This window comes from Paenibacillus rhizolycopersici, from assembly GCF_014947195.2.
GTDB lineage: Bacteria > Bacillota > Bacilli > Paenibacillales > Paenibacillaceae > Fontibacillus > Fontibacillus rhizolycopersici.
Genome location: NZ_JADCNN020000010.1, coordinates 62,627 through 85,684, shown reverse-complemented (window position 1 = coordinate 85,684; position 23,058 = coordinate 62,627). Strand labels below are relative to the sequence as shown.

The window sequence follows — 23,058 nt, the reverse complement described above, 5'->3', positions numbered from 1 at the left end:
CCGCGTGATGCACTCGGCGCTCACGAAGTACCATGGTACAAAGCTAAGAGAACTTATGCTCGCATCTTCCAAACCTAAAAAAAGATCGCCATCCTACTGGAGGTCCAGGTTGGATAGGCGATCTTTCTTAGGCGTCTTCTTATAATTAGTACTTTGCCTGGGGTCTCCAGGCTCTCTCATCGAATCCCTCATTTCGAATCGGCGTTCGCCCTTTGAATCAAAATGATCTGCATTACGCTTTCCCGAATAAGATCAACGACGTCCGGTTGAGGTGGGGGTGTCTTGCGAATCTGGGCCGTCACATACAGCCAAGAGGCCGTATTCGCGGAGGCCCAGACCAGATCTGCCGCAGCCTGGGCTGACACAGCCAGTTTGCCCTCGGCGTCGACTCTCTGAATATTTTGCACTAGTACTTGGTGCGAATGCTCTGCCGCCTCGATATGGGCGCCCTCGAGCAACCGTCCCATCATCGCCGCATAAATCCGAGGACGGGCTGCCGCGAAGCGGACATAGTCATCCCATCCTTGACGAAGAGCCATCTCTGGAATGGTGGACTCCACCGCGGCAATCTTGCTTTCAAATAACTGTTTGAACGCTTCCACTATAGCTGCACTCAGGAGTCCATCGGCATTGCCGAAATGGTGGTAGAGTGTAGGAGCCGTAACCTGCGCGATCGTAGTTACGGCTCGCGTCGAGAATTGGGCTCCGCCCTCCTCTTCGAGTACCTTAAGAGCAGCTGCTAATATTTTGTCATATGTGTTCATACGTCCATTATAGCAGTGCTATATGCATATGTCCATGACGAAGGTTGTACGCCCATAACCATGATCCCTGTATTGGTGACCCGATATTCTGCTCAAACATCACGGTAGGCTAACCTACACACTAGTTCATAGTGAAGTCTCTTCTTTGGCCTTTCTACCGTCACCATGAGCGTTGACGTCTAAAGCTGCTTAATGATGTCTTCCAACTCGTCGACCAAGCCTTTTGCCGTTTCAAAATCCGTATTTTTCAACGCTAATTCGATCTGCATTTCAATGGCCTTTTTCTTTTGTTCGTTTTCCAAATAGTCTTTATCAAAATGACTGGCGTAGATCATCTGTCTGAATTTCCGCATACTCATTTTTCTAATCGTCTTGTCGTCAATGATCAGCACATAATCCATGCCGTTTACGACTGAATAGAAATCGTGGGAAATCATCAAAATCGCGCCTTTGTAGTCTTCGATGGCTTTCTCCAGCGCAATCTGCGTATAGAGGTCCAAATGGCTGGTCGGTTCATCAAACAGCAGCAGGTCGGCTTGACTACCAGCGACTTTAGCCAGTTGAAGCATGTTCTTTTCTCCACCGGATAAGGATTGGATCTTCTGATCCAGGATTTCGCCTTCAAAGCCGTAGTTCGCAAGATACGCTCTAATCTCGTCATACGTTTTGAACCCAGCGTCGATGAATTCATTAAGGATCGTATTCGAGTCTTTTAGCGTTTCGTCTTGAAGCTGCGATAAATAAGCCACTTTCACATCTGCATTGATTTCGATGGAGTCATGGTTGTTTTTGAAAATTTCGCGGAGCAAAGTCGTTTTCCCTGTGCCGTTCGGGCCGATGATCGCGACTTTATCTGTAGATTGGATCTCGAAATTAACGTTGTGCAGGAGCAGCTCGTCGAAAGCCACGCTGTAATTGGCAACCTTTACGACAGTGGCGTCTTCCACTTTACGATCCAGATCAAAACGAATATTCGGCTGCTTGATCTCGACAAACGGCGCTTTGATTCGGCGTGCTTCCAACCTTTCCTGAAACTTAACTCTGGCTTTTAATGCCCTTCCTCTGGACGCGTCTGCAACATTGGTTGCGATCTCTCTAAGATTGTCGATGATGTGATCGTATCGCTCGATTTCTTCGGCTTCGGCGATCGCGATTTCTTGCAGCTCAATCTTGGTCTGAAGCAGCGAGAAGTTATAATCGATATACCGCCCGTCAAACTCCTGGATCTCCATGTTTTCGAGGTGGATGATTTTATTGAAGCAATGATTCAACAGATAGCGGTTGTGCGTAACGACCAGCAGCATGCCTTTGTGGGAATTGATCAATTTTTTGAGCGCATTGAGGTTTTCAAAATCCAAAAACACATCCGGTTCGTCCATAATCATCAAATCCGGGCTGCCGAGCATTTCCTTCATGACTTGAATCAGCTTGAATTCCCCGCCGCTCAAGGAAGTTACTCTGGCGTCTTTCAGCTTCATCAGATTGGCGAGATTCAGCTGCTTATTAATCGAGCTTTCGAAATCATCCCCGCCTAATGCATCGAGTGCGTCCAATGCCGATTGAACCTTTTCCATCAGCGAATCCATATCCGACGTGGTTGCCATCTCAGCATAAATCGCGGTGAGTTCGTCCTGGATCTTGATAAACTCTTCCCCGATATATTCAAAAACGGTCATTTCTTTCGTTTTGTCCACCTGCGAGAATTGGCTAACGTACCCGATTCTGCAATCCGGGTCGATCTCCAGCTTGCCCTCGAACAAATGTCTTTCCGGGTCCATCAGCATCTCAATCAGTGTACTTTTCCCGCTGCCGCTCGTGCCGATAAAGGCGCAGTGTTGGCCTTCTTCGAGCGTGAAGGAAATGTTTTGATAGAGTTTTTTTTGCGGGAAAGAGAAGGATAGATTATCTATTTTAATCATGGTGTTACCTTTCTGAATCGCCATAACGGCGGGTATTGTGGGGTGCGGCAGCGTGTATTCTTAAGGTTGCCGATTTTCAGATTAACACTGTTTGGTGGGGAGTACAATTGCTGAATTTGCGAAAACCTCAAGGCCCTGAGTTTTCACTTGTGATATGGTTCAGCGCAACGGGGGTACCGGCGAAAAATGCTAAAGAAGCATGCCTCCGCATGCCTCCGTTGTTTATTCCATAATTGCCTTTCTGAGTAAACTCCATTTGAGCCCTTCTGTGGCCTTTCCTATTAAACCTCCCTCTGCGCTGCTTATGTTGTCAAAGTTAAATACGGCCGATTCCTCATCCTCATAAACGGTAGAAAGACCGAAGATCTCCTGATAGAAGGACTTAGCAGCGAGCAGATCTTCGACGAACAATGTAATAACAGGATACTCATGGATCCTAGAGTTATCATCGATTCGCCTTTATTCAGTCTTTGGGATTTAGGTAAAGAGTCCGCCTAAACGATCGTCAACAGGAGGCGGGTAACCCAAGTGTCTTGCCATCGTTACAATTTGACCTCTGTGATGAAATTCGTGCGTCTCCGCATGAGTTAACAGCAACAATGGAGTGAGTTCCTTCGGGTAACCCTGCCAGCTCTCGTCTTGCTCGATCGATTCATACCAACGATCGTCAAATTCACGTAAGAAGACTTGCACCAATTCATCCACTTCCGCAAATCTCTTACGAACGAACTTCACGTCGGCAGTCTCATGTACGTACACATCCCAATGATCATTTAATTTCCTGAACGCGAAAGATTCCAGCCAATACCTATAACAATCGACGACATGAAGATGGGTTCGAATGATCGTTCCATACCCAAATTCGGGAACCGGTTGATGCAGGATTTGTAGAGGAAGCTCCTCTAAAAACGCAAGCATATCTTGTCTAGCGGATCTGATCCAATCATATTGTTGCTGCAACAGTTTTAACAATTGCAATCACTCCTCGATCTCAGAATGATACCATCCTTCCTGAAATGGCAACTTCCCGGTTAACACCAATACATTGCCGTCTGGATCTATGATCGTAAAATAAAGCGTGTTTCCGCGCCATTCGATCCAATCCACCAGAGCTCCTTCATCAATCATCGTCTGGTAAGATCGGAATATGGCAAAAGGGTCTGCACGGCGAAACCCGTCTACTAACGCTTCGAACACCTCGATGCTAAGTCCGCCGCGCGGAGCAGTGAGCACGGAATCATCCCAATAGTCGGGATGGCGTTCCACGGCCGTCTTCAGCCTCGTCCTCGCCCGCTTCAGAGCCGCCTTGACCGAACCCTCGGATTGTCCGAACAGCACTCCCGTTTCCTTCGCGGTAAAGTGAAATACATCGATCAGCAAAATAAGCACAACCTGCTTAGGTTTGAGCCGCTCGGACAACAGCTCAAGCGCCTCCCGTACATCCCATTTGCTCCATTCGTCATAGGAACTGCTTTGCTCTTCGATTTGTCCGACCAGAGGCTTAAATTTGCGACTGCGGCAAATATCCACCCACGCGTTGGCGGCAATTCGAAACAAGAAAGGCTTCGTAATTTCCCTGCTCGGAAATCGGGTATGCCAACGATAGGCTTTAATCAGAGACTCCTGCAGTAAATCGTCCGCATCCCACACCGAGCCCGCCTTAGCCAGACAATAGCGTCTTAGATCACTTTGCAGCGGAAGTGTCATCTCCGCAAACGTCTCATATCCCGCGTCCGGACAACCCCCTTTCAGCACTATTGCCGCTTCCTAAAACGATTCTTGTGATCAAAATACGGCGTTTGTCCTGTCTCTTCTACAATATCAACGGGATTTCCGTCCAGATCGAATGCTTGGAAAAACGTGTGTTCATCCTCTTCATAGATTTCGCTTAATTTCGCCCCTTTCGCCTTAAGCTCTCTATACGAATGATTAATATCGTACGAGGTGAAATTGAAATAAGGCATCTGGTGTTTGCCGGTGTAGAATTGGACAGGCTGCGGTTTGTCCACTTTCCATAATAAAACCAATGTCTGAGCGTTAGGGAAGGCGAGTGCGACTCGATAATCGGTCTGCTCAATCTTCTCCAGATCGAACATTCGAACGTACCACTCCTCCGAACGAGCGATATCGGTCACCGGAATAAAAATACTAGATACAAACGAGACGATTTTTTCCATATTGATCAAGCACTCTCCTTTAACCTCATTTTCGATCTATTAACGATAAAAATCCATAAATAGATACGGGTAAGCAAGATTTTGATCATCACAAATTTTATATTTTTAAACCACCTCTATAATTGAACCCCGGCGAAAATTTCGCCCTACTTTTCGCCCTACTTATGATACGGTTCACCGCGTTGTCTGTATCGGCAAGTTAGTCCCTTTCCTTACTTATACGAATAGTTAAAAACTTCCGGTTTCAATTTCACCTGCGCGCTCGTAATTCACAACTATAACGCCATTAGGGGTAACTGTGCTTTCAGTTACCTTGAATGCCGCCGGGATCGTACCCCCAGCGAACAATCGCTTTCCACTGCCCAAAGTCACCGGGTAAATCATCAGCCAGAACACATCGATCAAATCATACTTCATAAGCGTCTGAATGAGATCACTACTTCCCCATACGTGCAAATCCGGCCCTTGCTGTTGCTTGACTCGGGTAATTTTCTCTACAATATCTTCGCTTAATAGCACAGACGGCTTCCATTCCCCGGATGTCAAGGTATTGGAGGTTACATACTTAGTCGCCTTGTTAACCCCTGGCCATACGTCCGCATGCTTCGGCCAGTATGGCGCCCAAATTTCATAGGTTTTTCGCCCTAACAACAAGTCGAAGGGCATATTCATCTGCCTGCTCAGGAGCGTTCCAAGGATCTCGTCAGAGTAGGGCGCTACCCACCCGCCATACGCGAAACCGCCACTGTTATCTTCGTCTGGTCCGCCTGGGGCTTGTATGACACCATCAAGGGAGACGTGTTCTAGCACAATAATTTTTCTCATGATGGAGTACCTCCAATCGTTGGATTATTTTAATTGCTTTGGTTTTTTCTTTTACATTTATTTGACGAAATCCAACCGCAAGATTCATCGGTCAAGTAAGCAAGTTTTGTCGCTGCTCCGCCACATATCAGGCAAAAGCAGGTACCTGCACACAGATATCAAACCTAAGCTCGGAAAAGAATTCCGCAAAAAAACTAGCCGTTACTTGTGATACGGTTCGGCGCACTGTTTGTAACGGCAAGTTTGTTTAAAATTTATTATATTCCTGATTTATCCAATTATTGATATGATGAGTTTGATCTAGAGCCGGTTGGTGTAGGAAATGGATCAATTCACACGAAAGCGGTGAGGATGTGAACGTCAAATTTCGCAGTTACCAGACAGAAGATTTCACGAAAATCCGTAACATGCTTGTTACCAGCTTCGAAGAATCAAACAGTTTAGGTAATTGGCTTATCGACAGATGGAACTTCTGCAGAATGGTCAGCCATACTATGCATGAAACGTTCGACACTTGGGAAAAAACAGTGGGAGTTTGGGAAGATGAAACCGGTATGATCGTCGGGGTCGTTAACTCGGAAGGTGAAAAGAGAGGTGAAGCCTTTTTTCAAATCAGATTCCCTTTGTCTTCGGCGATACTTGAAGAAATGTTCGTTTTTGCAGAGAGTACCTTAACTGTACAGGACAAGGGGTGTCGAGTCATACGTTTACAAATTCCAGATGGTGACTCCATACGGGAATCCATCGCACAGTTGAGAGGCTATAGAAAAATGGATTGGGATGACACCATGTCAATTCTTTCTTTACAGAATCTAGAACTAGGGTCAGTTGAACTCCCCGAAGGTTATCGTATTCAATCCGGACCGGACGTTTCGAGTGAAGCAAAGGCCCTTGCTCATGCCAAAGCATTCGGTTACTTTGAAGAAGCTCGTGATCGAACTGTCCCCCTAGCTTTCGAACGGATGAAGTTAGCTCCCGATTATCGACCGGATTTGGATCTGTCCGTCGTCGACACATCAGGAGAAGTCGTTTCATTCTGTACGCTATGGTTCGACAGCCAGAATCAGCATGGCGCTTTGGAACCCGTCGGGACCATAGCTACTGCTCGTAAGAAAGGGCTAGCTCGAGCTGTCATTACGGAAGGACTCCACCGGATCGCTGGATACGGGGCGAAATCCGCTTACGTCGGATCCACTATGGACTTCTATAAGAAACTTGGCTTTGAAGCTGTTTTTAGAAGCAATGTCTGGGAAAAAACCTTTTGAGACTAGCAACAAGCATACCCCTACTTATGATACGGTTCTGCGTAACTTTAAGAAAGCGAAAAACCGGACCCTTGTTGTGGTATCCGGTTTTTCAAGGTATAAGGATCAATCAACATAACATTAACTTGATGCTGTTTGATTTTCAGCGATGTACTGTTGAATTCTAGAGAGATATTTTTTTAAAGAATCCTTGTACTGTATGTAGAAATTCCCAAGGCCATACTCACAGACATCCAAAGCGTAGTCAAATTTTTTTATCCTGATACAGACCTCAATAAATTTATACAGACCTGCCTCAATATTCTGCCTGGCTGCTGGAGAATAATCGCTTAACTTTTTATTTCTTACCCTATTAAATAGGATGTGTCCTTGGTTTCTAAATATATCTTTCATTTCCTCCAACTGGTTAATAAATTCCTGATTTAGGGCTTCCCTTTCATCTTTCGATATATATTGATTTTGCTGCCGGCGTTTCACTTCTTCCCTTTCATTGATCCAATAAGTTGACCTTATTGTTAGCAACAATCCAAATAATTCAATATTCTCTTTATTTGTTTTATTATTTATTGAAAAATACTCAGACAGAACCCGAATTCCATCCTTATAGTAACCCTTAGTAATTAGATAACTTACATACATTTTCAATACAGTCTTATCAGACCAAAATTCTCCATACTCTTTAAAGATATCAATAGCATAATCGTGATTACCAGTTGTTGTTACTATATGGCTGGTTAAGTTTAATAAAGCTTTAACTCTTATCTCTACAACGCTTTTTTTCCTATTTAAAATCTGCCTATATAAATCCTCTACTTCTTTTAAGTTTCTAGAATATCTAGCTTCATCTGCATTTTGTAACAACACACTATCAATGTCTAAATTATTTTTATACCTTTTTACTTGATTGAGTCTCGAATTGATTCCACCAATAAATCCGCTATTTTTTTTATTCTTATGTTCTTTCATTACACTTAATAATTCTTTTGAATATACTCTAAATGTTGAGCCATCGAGTTCTTCGATAATTCTGAGCTTTACCAGTTCCTTCATTGCTCTATTAAATTTATCAGTATCATCTTCCATGCTTACTATGTATTTTAAACGCTCAGTCAAATATTCATCGTCAGCATTATTTAGAAGCATACCAATAGCTATGAACAAGTCCGTTGCATCATCTGATAAATAGTTATAAATTCGCCCATATAGAAAATCTTTTGCTGCTTCTGACTGACTAAGTTCTTTCCATAAGCTATCATTAAATCCCCTAGCCATTAACATATATGCAAATTGATAGATAAATATAGGTCTACCGGATGTTACAAAATGAATTTTATTTTTTATTTGATCTGTTAATCCTCTCTCAAAAATATCTTTATAGTTAACATACTCTGCAGAAAATATAGATCTTATAAACTCTATAGTCTTATCCTTGTCTAACTCATTTGTTGGTATTTCTTCACCTACAATAAGATTCGCTCTAGTTGTAATAATAACCTTATGCTTAGTTACATCTAAGAGGTTTATAAAATCTTGTATTTTATTTTTTTCATCCTTACTAAAAGTTTCGAAATCATCAATGATTAGTAACATTTTTTTTTCGTGTTTTACTATAAAACTTTCATCAAATGTTTTACCGTTTCCAAGAACTTCATTGACCTTTTTGATTATAAGGTCGAATGTGTCTACACTATCTGGAATTTCTTCAATGTCCCCGGTAATTGCATTATACTGGCGATCTTTAGCCGAAGTAAAAACAATATAGTCAAAGCTTGATGAGCCCTGATTGAGATGATCGTCAATAACACTTTGAACTGTTGCAGTTTTCCCGACACCTCCGTGACCCCACAATGTTGCTGCTACGAATGACCGGTTTTTAATGAAATCCATGATCCTTTTCTTCATTCCAAAATCATAATAACTTTTATAGTTCTTCTTATAATTATTAACGATCGTCCCGTTCGGTACTTTCCTTCTGGTCTCATCCTCTTGGGAGGAAAGGCTCAAAAAGTCCTCCCATATAATATATTCTTTTGCAGTTTGGTTAATTTGATTGTACTTGGCACTGCCAGTCAACCTATCTTCAACTGATACGTAAATAAAGTATTGGTCGTCTGAATTTACATGTACAAATGGCGAAATTCTGTAATATTGCATTTCTTCTGTAAGAAGATAAACATTATTAATTTTAAATACATTGGCGTTTTTCGGGGATACCCAAGGTATTGGTACCGCATCTGTCCCTTTAAAGTTAATACCCGTATAATTTTCACCGTCGAAATTGCGAACATAAATAATATCCAGATTCTGATTCAATAACTTAACTGTACTACTTTCCAACTGATCTATAATAGACTTGAGTTCATCTAATAACATATCAATTCCATCATCATAAACAAATCCATGACCAATCTCTTCATTTCGTGTACTCAAATAGTTTGTCATTACATTATTTATCGTTGGATCAGATAAGAATTCGTTGTTGATATCAAGTTTTCTAATAACATAAATTATTTGTCCAATGGTCGGTTTAAAAATTCTTTTATTTATTTCTTCTTTTGTTTTATCAGATATATTATCTTTATAATTTTTATTCCAGAGATATCCCAGTATTAACATTAAGCTATATTCAATTCTAACTTGATAGTGTATCCTTAGTTTTTCCTTTTCATTAAATCCACTGTGAAATTGTATTTTTTGATCGATTTTTTTATGTATGTAATCCATTTTTCTTATCCCACCTAAAAGTAGATTCTATGTATTACCAATTTCTACATGCGGATTATCACTTCCTCCTTTCTCCTACAAAAAAAGTGTTTAAGGTTAAAACTCATAATTATTTTGCGTCACTTATGATACGGTTCACGGTTACCGTATCATCTCTAAGGCGAAAAATCGACATACACTAATAAGATTATAATATGTACCTAATGGGGAATACTCCTTTCAATTAGTACTGAAGGAAGATATTGTTTTTTGTCGAATTAAATATTTGAAGTTGCCAAAATACAAAGTTAACTTTTTGTAATTGTTTAAATCATAGTGAAAGGAAGATGGATTTCAATGAGCATGAAACTGACTCGTTTCAAAGTTAGGAACTTTAGGTCGATAGAAGAAAGCGAATGGATTTATGTCAATGATAATAATTGTTTAGTTGGGACAAATGAAGCAGGAAAAACTAATCTGCTCATTGCTTTGTGGAAGTTAAATCCCGCAAATGACGAACCCATTATTCCTCTCGATGATTTCCCACGTCATCTTTACAGTTCTTATAAAAAAGATGGACATACAAATGATGAATTTATTTTTGCAGATTTCGAACTGAATGATAAACTACAAAAAGAATTTGCTCTTATTTTAGGAGCCGATCCAGAGCAGGTAAAAACGGTATTAATTAGTAGAATGTACAATGGAAAGTATTATGTAAAGTTTCCATATTCCAAAATTGAGCAGTATCCTTCCTCTAGACTATTTGCTGTTATTGACGAATTTGAAGATCAACTTACAAGTTTTGACGGTTATATAAAGGAAAACGAACAAATTAAAGCAGGGATTAAAGACTTAATTTCAAAGATTCGGTCTCTTATTACGACAGAGACGTTTAGAGCAAATATAACAACGCAAATAACAGAGGCAGTTGAACAACATATATCAAAGCATTTTGGAAAAAAGGTGAACCTCCCGGAATTCTTTCGACAAAATTTCATTATGCCAATAGATAGATTTAACGATGCTTTTGACGGAAAGGAAGTCAGTACTACTAAGGAAATACGTCAAAAAATATTAAGCATCTTTCCTAAGTTTGTTTATTATTCTGATTACGGGAACCTTGATAGTGAAATTTTTTTACCAAGAGTGATAGAAGATTTTGAGAGAGAAGATCTGTCGGAGGTTGCTAGAGCCAAGGTTAGGACGCTCCAAGTACTTTTCAAATACGTTAAACTTTCCCCACAAGAAATTTATGAATTAGGGAATGACCGAAAAGTTATTGTAAAACGGATCAACACACATAATAATGCAGTAATAAGTACAGAGGAAGTTGAACCAACTGAGGAAGAGATAAAAGAATGGGCCGATAAAAAAAGGGAGAGAGGTGTCCTTCTACAATCTGCAGCGTCTGAATTAACTCTAAGTTTTAAGAAATGGTGGATGCAAGGGGATTATATCTTTTCATTTGTTGCAGACGGCAATCATTTTAGGATCAATGTATCTGATAAATTACGTCCTGAATCTATTGAGTTAGAAGGAAGAAGCAGGGGGTTGCAGTGGTTCTTCAGCTTTTTCCTAGTATTTCTAGTAGAAACCAAAGAAGGACATTCTAACACAATTTTATTGTTAGACGAACCTGGGTTATCCCTGCATCCCATTGCACAATATGATTTAGCTAAATTTTTTAGAAAGTTATCGGAAGACAATCAATTAATTTATACATCACACTCACCGTTTCTTGTTGATATGGATAATCTAGCTAATGTTAAAGTTGTCTATATTGATTCAGATACAGGCAGAACCAAAGTAACATCTAATTTGCGATATAATGCTAAAGACGCTGAGAAATCAATCTACCCCATTCATGCAGCACTTGGTTTAACCGTTTCTGATACTCTATTACTTGGCTGCTCACCTATACTGGTAGAGGGCCAAAGTGATCAAATATACTTGAATTTAATAAAACGCTTTCTTATTGGGAAAGGATACTTTCAAAACTCAAAAGAACTGGTCTTCATTCAAACTGGTGGTGTTCGTGGAATGGGGCAAGTCACTAAATTAGTAACTGCAAGAGAAGACTCGTTACCTTACGTTCTATTAGATTCAGATAAAGCGGGTAATGACTATGCAAAACAACTAAAATCCGATAGATATAAGGGTGAAGAGGAGCGAATTCTACAAGTAGCTGACTTCCTAGGGGACCAAGAATTTGAAATTGAGGATTTGATACCATCTGAACTACTTATTCGGCTTGTAGATAGAAAATATCGAGGGGAACGATATTTTGAAGATTGTTACAAAAAAGGAGAGCCCATCGTCGTTCAAATCGAAGCATGGGCAAAAGAAAATAGCATAAACTTAGAAAATAATAGTTGGAAGGCTGAAATTGCTAAGGAAGTCTACAATAAATTTGATATGAGAACAGTCAATGAAGAATTAGTAGAGGTATGGAAAAATTTATTTGATAAACTACTCTCATGAAGAGCTAGTGATTTCCGATATCGAGTAGAACGTTGTAGTTGTTTCCCCTTAGGACAAAAGAAAAGCTAATTTTGCGTTCCCCCTCTGTTGCGGTCAGAAGGGGAACGCTAACTATTGTTATATGCCATTGATGACTCTGCTCATAAAAGTCAATCCCATTCACTAGACCATCCGTTAAAGCTAGTATAACCGGAACGCATACATGATACCGTTACTCTTCATAATCGATTAGTGCTTTTAATACTAGCTCCATTCTTGGTCGAAAGGCTTTGATCGAGTATAGGCGTTTTAGCTGAAATCGTAATGTCTCGACATCATAATATCTTATAAGAATCCCTTGTGCCTCATAAAATTACCCACTTCAGCTTTTGACACTGCGTCTTTCGCCACTTCAAAATCCATCATACTATACACATTATCCAACCATGATCGGCAAAAAAATTAGAAAATCTGTCAGGTATACTAACGAACTCATTAGTTTGTCTTGCCGTTCCATCTATGTCTTGTAATGCATCCTGTATCCTTTCAACCTCTACCCCGAACTTCTTAAAAAGTGTCTCCAACATCGGCATAGCCTGTTAACAATGCACCATATTTGTTGCAGTGTTTGATAGATCTTTCATGCTTGCAATGTCACGCCGGCGTATCTTGCCCTGTTTTTTTGATCTTTTCTTTGCCACATGCTCACTCCCAGGAATGTTATCACTTATTTAAAATCAAATTTCGCCCTACTTATGATACGGTTCCCCCCGATTGATCTTCACCGCGCGATAAATCTGCTCGGTGAGCACCAGGCGCATGAGCTGGTGGGGCAGCGTCATGCGCCCGAACGACAGCCGCTGCTGCGCGCGGCTGAGCACCGCATCGGCGAGCCCGAGGCTCCCGCCGATGACGAACACGACATGGCTCGTCCCGTAGGTGCCGAGCTGATCGAGACAACCGGCCAGCTCCTCCGAGCTCCAGAGCTGGCCGCCAATCGCGAGCGCAATGACATGCGCGTCGCTCTTAATTTGCGCGAGGATGCGTTCGCCCTCGCGCTCCTTCACACCGATGAGCTCCGCCTCGCTCATCGTCTCCGGCGCTTTCTCGTCGGACACCTCCACGACTTGAAACTTCACATACGGCGCCAGGCGCTTCGCGTATTCCGCAATGCCCTGCACCAGGTATTTTTCCTTCAATTTGCCGACCGCCACGATTTGAATCAGCACTTAAGTTCATCCTCCGTTATCGTCCTATACTCGTCACCCTATATAAAAAAACAGCGGGGCCCGTCACCTGCATGCCGTCGCCCCGTTCGTCGTCCCTCATTCAATTGTGCAACACAATAACATTACACCACCAAAAACCGCGCCTCATGGTCGCATTCCTGGCATTTCACCGGGGGCTCCCAGTCAATAAACTTGGTGTGCTCCAAATCAACCACATCGGGGGCTTCCTCAAACTCATCCACGAACATATCGATGGCCAATTCCACATGATCTTTGCATACGACGTACATAGTCCAAGCATCCTTTCTTATGCGCCGCACTCCCGCGGCCGGCTTCCGTATTAACAGGTTGTCCTTTATCTTTTCTACCATACTCCGCGCAAAAAAGGAACCGCCCCGGTCACATCCCCCAGACGGTTCCCACCCTATCAAACCCAGCTTCCCGGCTCCCTAGCCGGTTTACAAAGGCGTATAGAAGTTTTGGGTATAATACGTATCGTAATCGCTGCCATCCAAGCCGTCCACGGCACCAACACCCAGCATCGTAAACGCCGGCTCCAGCATATTCTCCCGGTGGCCCCAGGAATTCAGCCAGCCATAATGCCCGTCGATCGCATCGAGGTATCCGGCGGCGATATTTTCGCCCCATGCCCGGAACTGCGGAATCCCGCGAGACATCATGCGGTCGCCCGCCGACTTCCCTTCCGGATTATCATGCTCAAAATAATTCCGCTCCGCCATATCCTTACTATGCGAGCGCGCCACCTCGGCCACGGATTCGTTCCAGCTTAGCACGCCTAACCCTCTTTGCACACGAAACGCGTTGGTCAGGTCAAAAATCTCCCGCTCCGTCGCCTTCAGCGACTCCGATGTAGACGGCGCGTACACATTCGTCTCCGTAAATTTCTTGTCCATCAGCAGCACCCCGTCCACGCGGTACTTCTCATGCTTGTCCAGATACAGATTAAGGTACAACCCTCTCGGTGTATACGTCTCCACGTACTCCCTTGGAGGATCCTCGCTCTTGTCCCAGATCGCGGCCAGGCTGCTCCGCAAAGTCTCCAGCCCTTTCTCCGCTTCAGGTCCGAATCGCCATTCCTCATGATTGCCGAACAAGCCAACCACCTTGCCGTCGGCCACGCCAACCTGTGTATAATGCTTGTAATCCTTATTATAGATATACCATTCCAGTCCAAAGTTGGTTACGTCCTTGCGCACCGGTTCACCAAGCAGCTCAATCACGCGGTCCGTCGAATCCCCGATCCCCACGCCCTGCAGCTGGATCTCCGGCTTGATCAGATCCGGGCTTGTCGCCTTCGGTAGCGTCAGCTTCAACCGGTACAGGAACGTCTGCGCTTCCGCCCGCGACACCGCGTCCTTCGCTGCGAAGCCCTGCACGCCGGCACCACTTTTGCCTTGGGCCAAGCCTTGGGCAAGCACCCACTGGACCGCCTCATCTTCACTCAAACTCTGCCCGTAAAAAGCTGCCATCAAGCGGGCCACCGACCCGCGCGTAATCGGCTCATTGGGCTGATCGCTCACCGGCCAGGTTAATTCGAACGCTAACTGGTAATAAGGGGTATACCAGGTCTCCTGCCCCTTCGCCGCATCCAGCTTGATCTCCGGATAGGCCCGTACTAGCATGCTCAGGAACTCCGCTTCCGTCACCGACTGAGCCGGTCGGAATGTTCCATCCGGATAACCGTCCGTCACGCCGTTGTTCTTCGCCCACATGACTTTGTCATAAGCCCAATGGGAGGCCGGGACGTCCTTAAATTCTACACCCGCAGCCTGAACCGCCGGTCCCGAAGCCAGCCAGGCTGCACCTAATCCCGCGAGAATCGCCAATCCGCAAATTCCGCGTTTCCATCCCTTCTTCATGAACCCCTGACCTCTTTCCCTCTTCGATAGATTGCTTGCTCTCTAAGAAGTAGTTCGACAGAAAAAGGACAAATTCCTTGTTCCTACAATAAAATCACATTATCTTCTAGTTCTAACCTGAGATTCCACCTATTCCCTCCGGGTTTTTCGGAACGGCCGCACCCTCCAACGCCCGGTCCAGCTCCGCCATCCAACGCCGCTTCACTTCCTCCGACCAGCCAAAGTATCGGGCCATCTCCATGGTGACCGGTTCCTTCCAGCGACGTACCCAAGCGATGTCAAACATCAAAGCCCCTGTTCTTCGCACGAAAAAATCCGCCGGCGTCATCGCCATCTCCGCTTCCAGCGCATACCGCAGCGGAACCGCCACCTCCAGCGGGAGCCGCCTCGAATCGGCCGACGCGGCGGGCGCGCCCGAAGCCGACATCTCTGCGGCGATCGCCAGCAGCCGATCGACGTTAGCACCGTATCGAGCGGCCCACTTGGCGGCAAACTCCTGCGGGATCCCACGTTCCGCCGCCTCCTGCACTTTGCGCTCCACGAACCCGGGCAGTCCTTGCGAGCCGCCCACCTGCCCGCCGGAGATCGGCAACGTCCGGGTGGAGCAAGGCGGGAAGCTCCGGCCGAATTCCCGCTTCAACTTGGCAGACACGCGGTCAACGACCAGCTCCGCCATCTTGCGGTAGCCGGTCAGCTTGCCGCCGGCAATGGTGATCAGGCCGGATGCCGACTCCCAAATTTCATCCTTGCGGGAAATTTCCGAGGGCGATTTACCCTCCTCATAGATGAGCGGCCGCACCCCGGCCCAGCTGGACTCCACGTCCGCCGCCGTAACGGCCAGCCCGGGAAACATCCCGTTAACCGCATCCAGGATGTAATCGCGGTCGGCCTTCGTCATGCACGGATGGGCAAGCTCGCCGTGATACACGGTGTCCGTCGTGCCCACATATGTTTTGCCATCGCGCGGAATCGCGAACACCATGCGGCCGTCCGGCGTATCAAAATACACCGCCTGCCGCAGCGGAAACCGCCCCTGGTCGAACACCAGGTGCACGCCTTTGGTCAGTTGCAGCATTTTGCCATGCTTCGACCCGTCCATCTCGCGCAACGCGTCCACCCACGGCCCCGCCGCGTTGACGACCTTCCGTGCCCGCAGCTCATATGTCTGCCCGCCGGCCAGATCCTGAACCTCGGCACCGATCAGCCGCCCAGCTTCGTACCGGAACTCGGTCACTTTGGCGTAGTTGACCGCCATCGCCCCGCGGGCCGCCGCCTCCTTGAGCACCTCGAGCGTCAGCCGGGCGTCGTCCGTGCGGTACTCCACATAGTAACCGCCGCCCAGCAGACCGTCCTCCTTCAGCAACGGCTCTCTCGCCAGCGTCGCCGCCACCGTCAGCATGCTTCGCCGCTCCCCGCGTTTCACTCCCGCGAGGAAGTCGTACACGCGCAGCCCCAGCGACGTGCTGAATCGACCAAACGTGCCGCCCCGATAAATCGGTAGCAGCATCCGTTCCGGCGTGGTGACATGAGGGCCGTTCTCGTACACGATCGCTCGCTCGCGCCCAACCTCCGCAACGACGCCAATCTCCAACTGCTTCAGATAACGCAGTCCGCCATGCACCAGCTTCGTCGAACGGCTCGACGTCCCGGCCGCAAAATCCTGCATCTCCACAAGTCCAACCCGCATCCCCCGCGCCGCCGCGTCCAAGGCGATTCCGGCCCCGGTGATCCCGCCGCCCACGACCAGCAGATCCAGCGGCTCAGCCGGGTTCGCCATTTGCTCCAACAGGTGTCGCCGATCCTTACCCGTAAACGAATCGATTGCAGCCATGTCCATCCTCCTTCGATCTCCGCATGCAAAAAGAGACCCCGACCACACTTCAGTCGTTTCTGTCTACGGCTGTCATGTCTTCGGAATCTCTCCTGTGAAAGTGTTATTTATCTTCGTCCAATCCTTGTTCGATCTGCGCCTCCGACGGTTTATCGGTCAGCTTCAGGGTCGCCTTCTCCAGCTTCCCATCACGATAATACGTAACCTCCAGATCATCGCCGATCTTCTTGCTCTCATACAGATATCGGCGTAACTCCAAAGTGGATTGAATCGGCTGTTTGTCGAGCTGGGTAATGACGTCATTCAGCTTCAGGCCCGCTTCCAGCGCCGGCCCATGGGCCTCCAAGACGATAACCCCCTCCGTCACATGGCTCGGCAGTTTGAGGTCCTGGCGTTGCTCATCGGAGATCGGGGAGAACCGGTTGTTGAGATCCAACGTATAGACGCCCATGTACGGACGAACGACCTTACCGTGCAGCAAAAGATCGTCAACCGTCTTCATCACTTCGTTGACCGGAATGGCAAAGCCCAGTCCCTCCACGCCGGTATCGGAAATCTTCATCGTATTAATGCCGATCAGCCGAGCGTTCAAATCAACCAACGCCCCGCCGCTATTGCCTTCGTTAATCGCCGCGTCCGTCTGGATGACCTCTTGCTCCCAGTCGTATACGCCGTCTTGGTTCAACGACACCGGAATCATTCGGCTCGTATAACTCACGATCCCGGAGGTCAACGTTCCCCCAAGCCCCAACGGATTGCCAACGGCAATGACGGTTTGCCCGGCGCGCAGCTTCTGGGAATCGCCCAAATCAATGACCGTATCGATGCCTTGGCCGTCGATTTCTAACACGGCGATATCGTTGATGGAATCTTGCCCGACAACCTCCGCCTTACGCGAGCTGCCGTCGCTCTTCACGATCTCCAGATCGTTCGCGCCGCTGATCACATGCGCATTCGTTATGATATAGGCCTTGCCCTTCTCCTTCTTAAAAATCACACCCGAACCCAGCGCCGCATGCTCCGGATCGAAATCCGACACCTCGCCTCCGTGGTTGAGGATGCTCACCACACTAGGCGCGACCTTGGCTGCCGCCGAGCTGATCCGGTCATAGGGATCACCTGTATCCGAGAGCAAGACGGCACTACCGGTAGCGGCATGGCGAGTCGATGAAGAAGGAAGTCCCGTAATGAAACTGAATAACAGCACGGCCACCACCGCGCTAAGAACGGAAGAGATTAAAGAGATCTGTAGCGTGGACAGCACCGGCCGGTGGTGCTGCTTCCGCGGCCCCCCGCGCCAACGCCGCAGGCCGCCGCCTTCGGACAAGCGCACGCGCCGCCCCGGAACCTTGGTGGAATAAAAGTCATCGTCAAACCATCCCATCTCTATTCTCTCCCTCCGTCGCTCTTCCCCAAAACCGCGTTGGCATCTCCTTCATGCCATCCGCCTCAAGCATAGGTCCCCTTCAACTTTATGCCGTTACGGCAAAGCCATATTCGCACGTTCCTTTTATTTCTTTAACGTCATGAACCGGGGAGATGTTGCCTGAATTTCGGGAAATTGCCGCTTTTTTTTCTGAAAATTGGAATGTTTGACCTTACCCATGACTACACTATATTAATGCGATAGATTGATAGATTTATTTTACCATATTTTGATGGTTCGGAAGCAGAATTTGATCAGGGAAATAACGGGATTTTTTTGGCAATCCCGCAACCCTCATTCAGTCGCAGATTTGTAGGCAATAAACAATGAAAATCGCGCACCTCGCGCGTCCAATTAAGGAGGTTATTCCATGGATTCCTACTACTCAACGCCGATGAACGAAGTGAATGTGCTGGCCAAACTGGCGGATATGAAGGAAGAGCACTATCACCAATTGGTGACCTTAAGCGCCATCATGGAGCTGCTCATAGAGAAAGGGATTTTGACCCGGGAGGAAATTGAGAAAAAAGCGCTGGAGATCGACGGTTTCTTAACCCCGCCTCCGTACCCCACCGTCTAAGCTGCCACTTCTGCTCGGCCCACTAGGGGTTCGTTCGTCAAGGTGCCGGGGCGGCCAGCCGCCCAAGATTACCGCTAACGCTGACCAGAGTGCTTATTTGGGCATAAATCGGTGATTTTCACATCTAACGCTTGTGAGCATGCTTATATTGGCCAAATTGCCCTCCTTTACCTCTAAAACGGGGAAATAAGCTCTCTGGTAAGCGTTACATCCCACACCTCCCCGTTTTTGCCCATTTAGCGTTTCTCCTAAGCGTTAGCGATTCGACCGGTTCGGGTTACCCATTCCGTTCAGTTAGTTCAGGTTACCGGTTCCATTCAGTTAGTCCGGGTTACCAATTCCATTCAATTAGTTCGAGTTACTCGTTCCATTCAGTTAGTTCTTATCGCCTCCTTCCCGTTCATAGAGACCGCCCCCGTCCCACAAATGTCACATTACATAACATATATTTGTTTTCGCCACCCCAAACGCGAGCCTTAACTCAAAGTTTCACTCACATCTTCTCCACTTTTTTATCTCAAATGTCACATTACCTAACAGAAAGCGATTCCATTTTGCAAAAAGAGGGTTGATTATTTCCATCCCATCCTCTATGATAGGGTTAATCGCAGGATAAGAATTAAAGCACTTTAACTTTCACCTCGTTCAGATCTCGCACACTTCGACAATCACTTCATTCTTCCGCCCATAAGTTAAAGCGCTTAAACTTTTAGAAGAAAGGCTGGTGGTTCTGTGATCCATCGTGAAGGCCGGCGGCGGACATTCTATATGTACCTGTTCATCTCCCCGTGGTTAATAGGCTTCCTGGTGTTCGCCTTGTATCCGATTGTGGCATCGCTCTACTACAGCTTCACCGACTACGACATTATCCACCCGCCCGAATTCGTTGGATTCGCCAACTACGCCGAGATGTTCCGGGACGATTTGTTCTGGAAATCGGTGACGGTCACGTTGAAGTTCACCTTCCTCAGCGTACCTGCGCAACTGCTGCTGTCGCTGGGGTTCGCGTTACTGCTTCATCAGACGATGCCGCTGCGTGGGTTCTTCCGGACGGCGATGTATTTTCCCAGCATGGTTTCCGGCGTGGCGATGTCGCTGTTGTGGTATTGGATCTTCAATCCGCAGATCGGGCTGTTCAACTACATGCTGTCCTGGTTTGGCATCCACGGCCCGGCCTGGCTCATGGACCCCGATACTGCCCTTTATGCGCTCATCATCATGACCTTCTGGACCGCCGGATCGGGCATGATCCTGTTCCTCGCCGGTCTACAGGGCGTGCCGGCCAGCCTGATCGAAGCCGCGAAGCTGGACGGAGCCGGGCGCTTGCGTATTTTTCGCAATGTGACCCTGCCGATGATCTCGCCCGTGCTGCTGTTCCAGCTCATTATGGGCATCATCGATTCGTTTCAGGTCTTTACCCAAGCGTTCGTCATGACGCAAGGCGGGCCGAACTACTCCACCTGGTTCTATGTTTACAACCTGTATACCAGCGCTTTTAAAGAATACCGCGCCGGTTATTCCTCGGCCTTGGCCTGGGTGCTGCTGATTGCGGTCATGCTCTGTACCGCCCTCATCATGAAGATCTCGAACCGTTACGTTCACTACGAAGGAGGAGGAAGATAGATGAGCGCTGTTCCGGCTACCACGCCAACTTCTCGATCCACCTCCGTCAGGTCCCGCCGCCGCAAGCCGGACCCGGTAAAATTCGTTAGCTTCATCCTGCTGCTAGCTACCACTTTCCTGATGCTGCTGCCTTTATTCTTCATGGTCTCTACCTCGCTGAAGTCGCACCGGGAAATGTTGAAATTTCCGCCGACTTTTCTGCCGACCAGCTGGAGCTTCGGCAATTACGTGGAGATCTTCGATACGCTGCAGTTCGGCACGCTGTATAAGAACAGCCTGATCATCGGCGTCATGACGGTCATCGGCACACTGCTCTCCTCCGCGCTCGTCGCCTACGGGTTCGCCCGCTATCGCGGACGGGGCAACAGCTTCTGGTTTATGCTGCTGCTTAGCACGATGATGCTGCCGTACCCGGCGATCATGGTCCCGCAATTCGTGTTGTTCTCCAAGCTGCACTGGATCGATACGTTCCTGCCGCTGATCGTGCCGGCGTTCTTCGGATCGGCGTACAACATCTTTTTGCTGCGCCAGTTCTTCTCTACCCTGCCCGAAGAGCTGTTCGACGCCGGCCGGATCGACGGCTGCAGTGAGCTCGGCATGTGGTACAAAATCGCCCTGCCCCTCTCCGGACCGGCGCTGGCAACCGTGGCGATCTTTGCTTTTATCTACAGCTGGAACGACCTGCTGACTCCCGTGCTTTACTTAAGCTCATCCGAGCTGTTTACGCTTCCAGTGGGCATGGCCTCCCTCACCTCGTCGCGGTTCCGCATCCCGCCGTGGCATCTGCTGATGGTAGCGTCCGTGCTGGCCATGGTGCCGATCGTCACGTTGTTCGCCATCGCTCAGAAGCAGTTCGTCGAAGGGATCGTATTGACCGGCATCAAGTCCTAAACTGCCGCAAGGGGCGGCGTCCACAACCTAACCCAAGGAGGAATCGGTTTTATGACGAAGAACCCCGCAGCACCAAAGCCAAAGTTATCCGTTTTATTGGGGACCATCCTGCTCCTCAGCATGATCCTGTCCGCTTGCAGCGGCGGCAAATCGGCCGGCGATCTCGGCTCGGGTACGAGCACCGGTGGGAACTCCGGCAATGCCGGGAGCAAAGTCGAGAAGGTTACGATCACGCACTATACCATCGATTCGCCGGATCGCACGTTTATCGAGGAGTTGATCCCGGAATTCGAGGCCACCCACCCGAATATTAAAGTAAAAGTGGAGAAAGCTCCCTACGAGCAATTCGACAGCAAACTGCAGACGTTGATCGCCGGCGGCAACTCGCCGGACGTGACCAGCCATTACGGTTACGGCGGATTCGCAGAGTATTACAACAAAGACATGCTGCTCGATCTGACCGATCTGATGGCCGAAGACGGATTCAATGCAGACGACTACAGCATTCCTTCCCACCTGATGGACATCTATAAGGTCAAGGACCGCACATACGGCATTCCCGTCAATATCTACGTCACGCTGATGCTGTACAACAAGGACATGTTCGACGCGGCCGGGATTCCTTATCCGCCAAGCGACTTCGAGGATAAGAGCTGGACGTTCGATAAAATGGTCGAGGACGCCAAGCAAATGACCGTCATCTCCAAAGACATCGCCAAAACACAATACGGCGTCGACTTCACCTGGGCCGAACGCGACATGCGTCCGCTATACTTCGGCGCGGAGCCTTATTCCGCAGACACCTGGACGAACGGCGGCGTACCTTCGGAGACGCATTTCGATTCCCCGGAAGTGATCGCAGCTTATAACAAGCTGTTCGATCTTATTTTCAAGGATAAGGTGTCGCCGAACTCCGAGTGGAGCAAGAGCGTTGCCGGGCAGAACGGCGATCCGTTCGTTGCCGGCAAAATCGGGATGTCCGTTGGCGGTTCCTGGAACCTGGCCGGGGCGAATGATTTTCCGTTCAAAATTGGGGTAGCGGCTGTGCCATGGGGCGGTAACGAGAAGGTACGCAGCACGTTGTTCGTCGACCCGCTGCTGATCCTGAAGGATTCCAAGCATCCGAAGGAAGCTTTTGAGTGGATCAAATTCCTGCTGACCGATGACGTTCAGGAGAAGTCGATTGAGCTAAGCGGCGGCAATCCGCCGGTGAACACGAAAGCGGCTGAAACCTATTACAAGCATTTCGAAGGCATTGACCCGGAGGACGTGAAAAAGGTGTATGAAGGCGCAACGAAATACGGGTTCGAGTCTTATAACCACCTCATTACGAACTATTCGCAAATCAACGACATGTTCATCAACGAAATGCAACCGATCGAAACCGGCCATAAAACCGTAGAGGAAGTGATGCCAACGATTCAAGCGAAGGTTACGGAAATTCTCAAGCGATAACCCGAGTTCCTGACCGCGGGCAGCCCA

The 23,058-nt window shown here is 47.5% G+C and carries 18 protein-coding genes; 6 read left to right on the top strand and 12 right to left on the bottom strand.

Annotated features, from left to right (window positions below):
* Window positions 1-188: 188 nt before the first annotated feature.
* The 6 genes from IM700_RS12735 to IM700_RS12710 form a co-directional block, all read right to left on the bottom strand.
* Complete coding sequence (locus IM700_RS12735; RefSeq protein WP_155604580.1) at window positions 189-764, bottom strand: TetR/AcrR family transcriptional regulator; 576 nt, start codon at window positions 762-764, stop codon at window positions 189-191.
* A 179-nt stretch (window positions 765-943) separates the two neighbouring features.
* Window positions 944-2,683 (bottom strand): ABC-F family ATP-binding cassette domain-containing protein, encoded by a 1,740-nt coding sequence (locus tag IM700_RS12730; protein ID WP_193417571.1) that lies wholly within the window; start codon window positions 2,681-2,683, stop codon window positions 944-946.
* Window positions 2,684-3,160: 477 nt separating this feature from the next.
* The gene (locus IM700_RS12725; RefSeq protein WP_193417572.1) at window positions 3,161-3,655 is read right to left on the bottom strand and encodes a DinB family protein; all 495 of its coding nucleotides are present in this window, start codon (window positions 3,653-3,655) and stop codon (window positions 3,161-3,163) included.
* A 6-nt stretch (window positions 3,656-3,661) separates the two neighbouring features.
* On the bottom strand, window positions 3,662-4,438 hold the full coding sequence (locus tag IM700_RS12720) for a sigma-70 family RNA polymerase sigma factor (protein ID WP_193417573.1): 777 nt from the start codon (window positions 4,436-4,438) through the stop codon (window positions 3,662-3,664).
* On the bottom strand, window positions 4,438-4,860 hold the full coding sequence (locus tag IM700_RS12715; protein WP_193417574.1) for a VOC family protein: 423 nt from the start codon (window positions 4,858-4,860) through the stop codon (window positions 4,438-4,440). Before IM700_RS12715 ends, IM700_RS12720 begins: the two co-directional genes overlap by 1 nt.
* A gap of 228 nt (window positions 4,861-5,088) precedes the next feature.
* Window positions 5,089-5,685, bottom strand: coding sequence for a dihydrofolate reductase family protein (locus IM700_RS12710; RefSeq protein ID WP_193417575.1), 597 nt, complete (start codon window positions 5,683-5,685; stop codon window positions 5,089-5,091).
* A gap of 353 nt (window positions 5,686-6,038) precedes the next feature.
* On the opposite strand from IM700_RS12710, the gene IM700_RS23450 reads away from it, so the two are divergent.
* Window positions 6,039-6,950: a GNAT family N-acetyltransferase gene (locus IM700_RS23450; protein ID WP_193417576.1), complete on the top strand. Its 912-nt coding sequence runs from the start codon at window positions 6,039-6,041 to the stop codon at window positions 6,948-6,950.
* A gap of 120 nt (window positions 6,951-7,070) precedes the next feature.
* On the opposite strand, the gene IM700_RS12700 is transcribed toward IM700_RS23450, so the two are convergent.
* Window positions 7,071-9,674 (bottom strand): NACHT domain-containing protein, encoded by a 2,604-nt coding sequence (locus tag IM700_RS12700; protein ID WP_193417577.1) that lies wholly within the window; start codon window positions 9,672-9,674, stop codon window positions 7,071-7,073.
* 336 nt (window positions 9,675-10,010) lie between these two features.
* Here IM700_RS12700 and IM700_RS12695 point away from each other — a divergent pair, with 336 nt between their 5' ends.
* Complete coding sequence (locus IM700_RS12695; protein ID WP_193417578.1) at window positions 10,011-12,137, top strand: AAA family ATPase; 2,127 nt, start codon at window positions 10,011-10,013, stop codon at window positions 12,135-12,137.
* Window positions 12,138-12,865: 728 nt separating this feature from the next.
* Here the strand turns inward: IM700_RS12695 and rlmH are convergent.
* The 5 genes from rlmH to IM700_RS12670 form a co-directional block, all read right to left on the bottom strand.
* Window positions 12,866-13,345, bottom strand: coding sequence for a 23S rRNA (pseudouridine(1915)-N(3))-methyltransferase RlmH (gene rlmH / locus IM700_RS12690; protein WP_193417579.1), 480 nt, complete (start codon window positions 13,343-13,345; stop codon window positions 12,866-12,868).
* Window positions 13,346-13,467: 122 nt separating this feature from the next.
* Window positions 13,468-13,635, bottom strand: coding sequence for a CxxH/CxxC protein (locus IM700_RS12685; RefSeq protein ID WP_082691335.1), 168 nt, complete (start codon window positions 13,633-13,635; stop codon window positions 13,468-13,470).
* A 168-nt stretch (window positions 13,636-13,803) separates the two neighbouring features.
* Window positions 13,804-15,225, bottom strand: coding sequence for a CAP-associated domain-containing protein (locus IM700_RS12680; protein ID WP_193417580.1), 1,422 nt, complete (start codon window positions 15,223-15,225; stop codon window positions 13,804-13,806).
* Window positions 15,226-15,337: 112 nt separating this feature from the next.
* Window positions 15,338-17,056 (bottom strand): glycerol-3-phosphate dehydrogenase/oxidase, encoded by a 1,719-nt coding sequence (locus tag IM700_RS12675; protein ID WP_193417581.1) that lies wholly within the window; start codon window positions 17,054-17,056, stop codon window positions 15,338-15,340.
* Between the two features lie 103 nt (window positions 17,057-17,159).
* The gene (locus IM700_RS12670) at window positions 17,160-18,440 is read right to left on the bottom strand and encodes a S1C family serine protease (protein WP_193417582.1); all 1,281 of its coding nucleotides are present in this window, start codon (window positions 18,438-18,440) and stop codon (window positions 17,160-17,162) included.
* A 412-nt stretch (window positions 18,441-18,852) separates the two neighbouring features.
* On the opposite strand from IM700_RS12670, the gene IM700_RS12665 reads away from it, so the two are divergent.
* The 4 genes from IM700_RS12665 to IM700_RS12650 all read left to right on the top strand — a co-directional run bounded on the left by IM700_RS12665 (window position 18,853) and on the right by IM700_RS12650 (window position 23,031).
* A complete protein-coding gene (locus IM700_RS12665) occupies window positions 18,853-19,062 on the top strand; it encodes a hypothetical protein (RefSeq protein WP_068784257.1) in 210 nt (69 codons plus the stop codon).
* A gap of 768 nt (window positions 19,063-19,830) precedes the next feature.
* Window positions 19,831-20,685: a carbohydrate ABC transporter permease gene (locus IM700_RS12660; RefSeq protein WP_193417658.1), complete on the top strand. Its 855-nt coding sequence runs from the start codon at window positions 19,831-19,833 to the stop codon at window positions 20,683-20,685.
* Window positions 20,686-21,576, top strand: a complete 891-nt coding sequence (locus IM700_RS12655; protein ID WP_193417583.1) for a carbohydrate ABC transporter permease — start codon at window positions 20,686-20,688, stop codon at window positions 21,574-21,576.
* Window positions 21,577-21,627: 51 nt separating this feature from the next.
* Entirely contained in the window at window positions 21,628-23,031 is a 1,404-nt protein-coding gene (locus IM700_RS12650) for an ABC transporter substrate-binding protein (protein WP_193417584.1), read from the top strand.
* Window positions 23,032-23,058 lie beyond the last annotated feature (27 nt).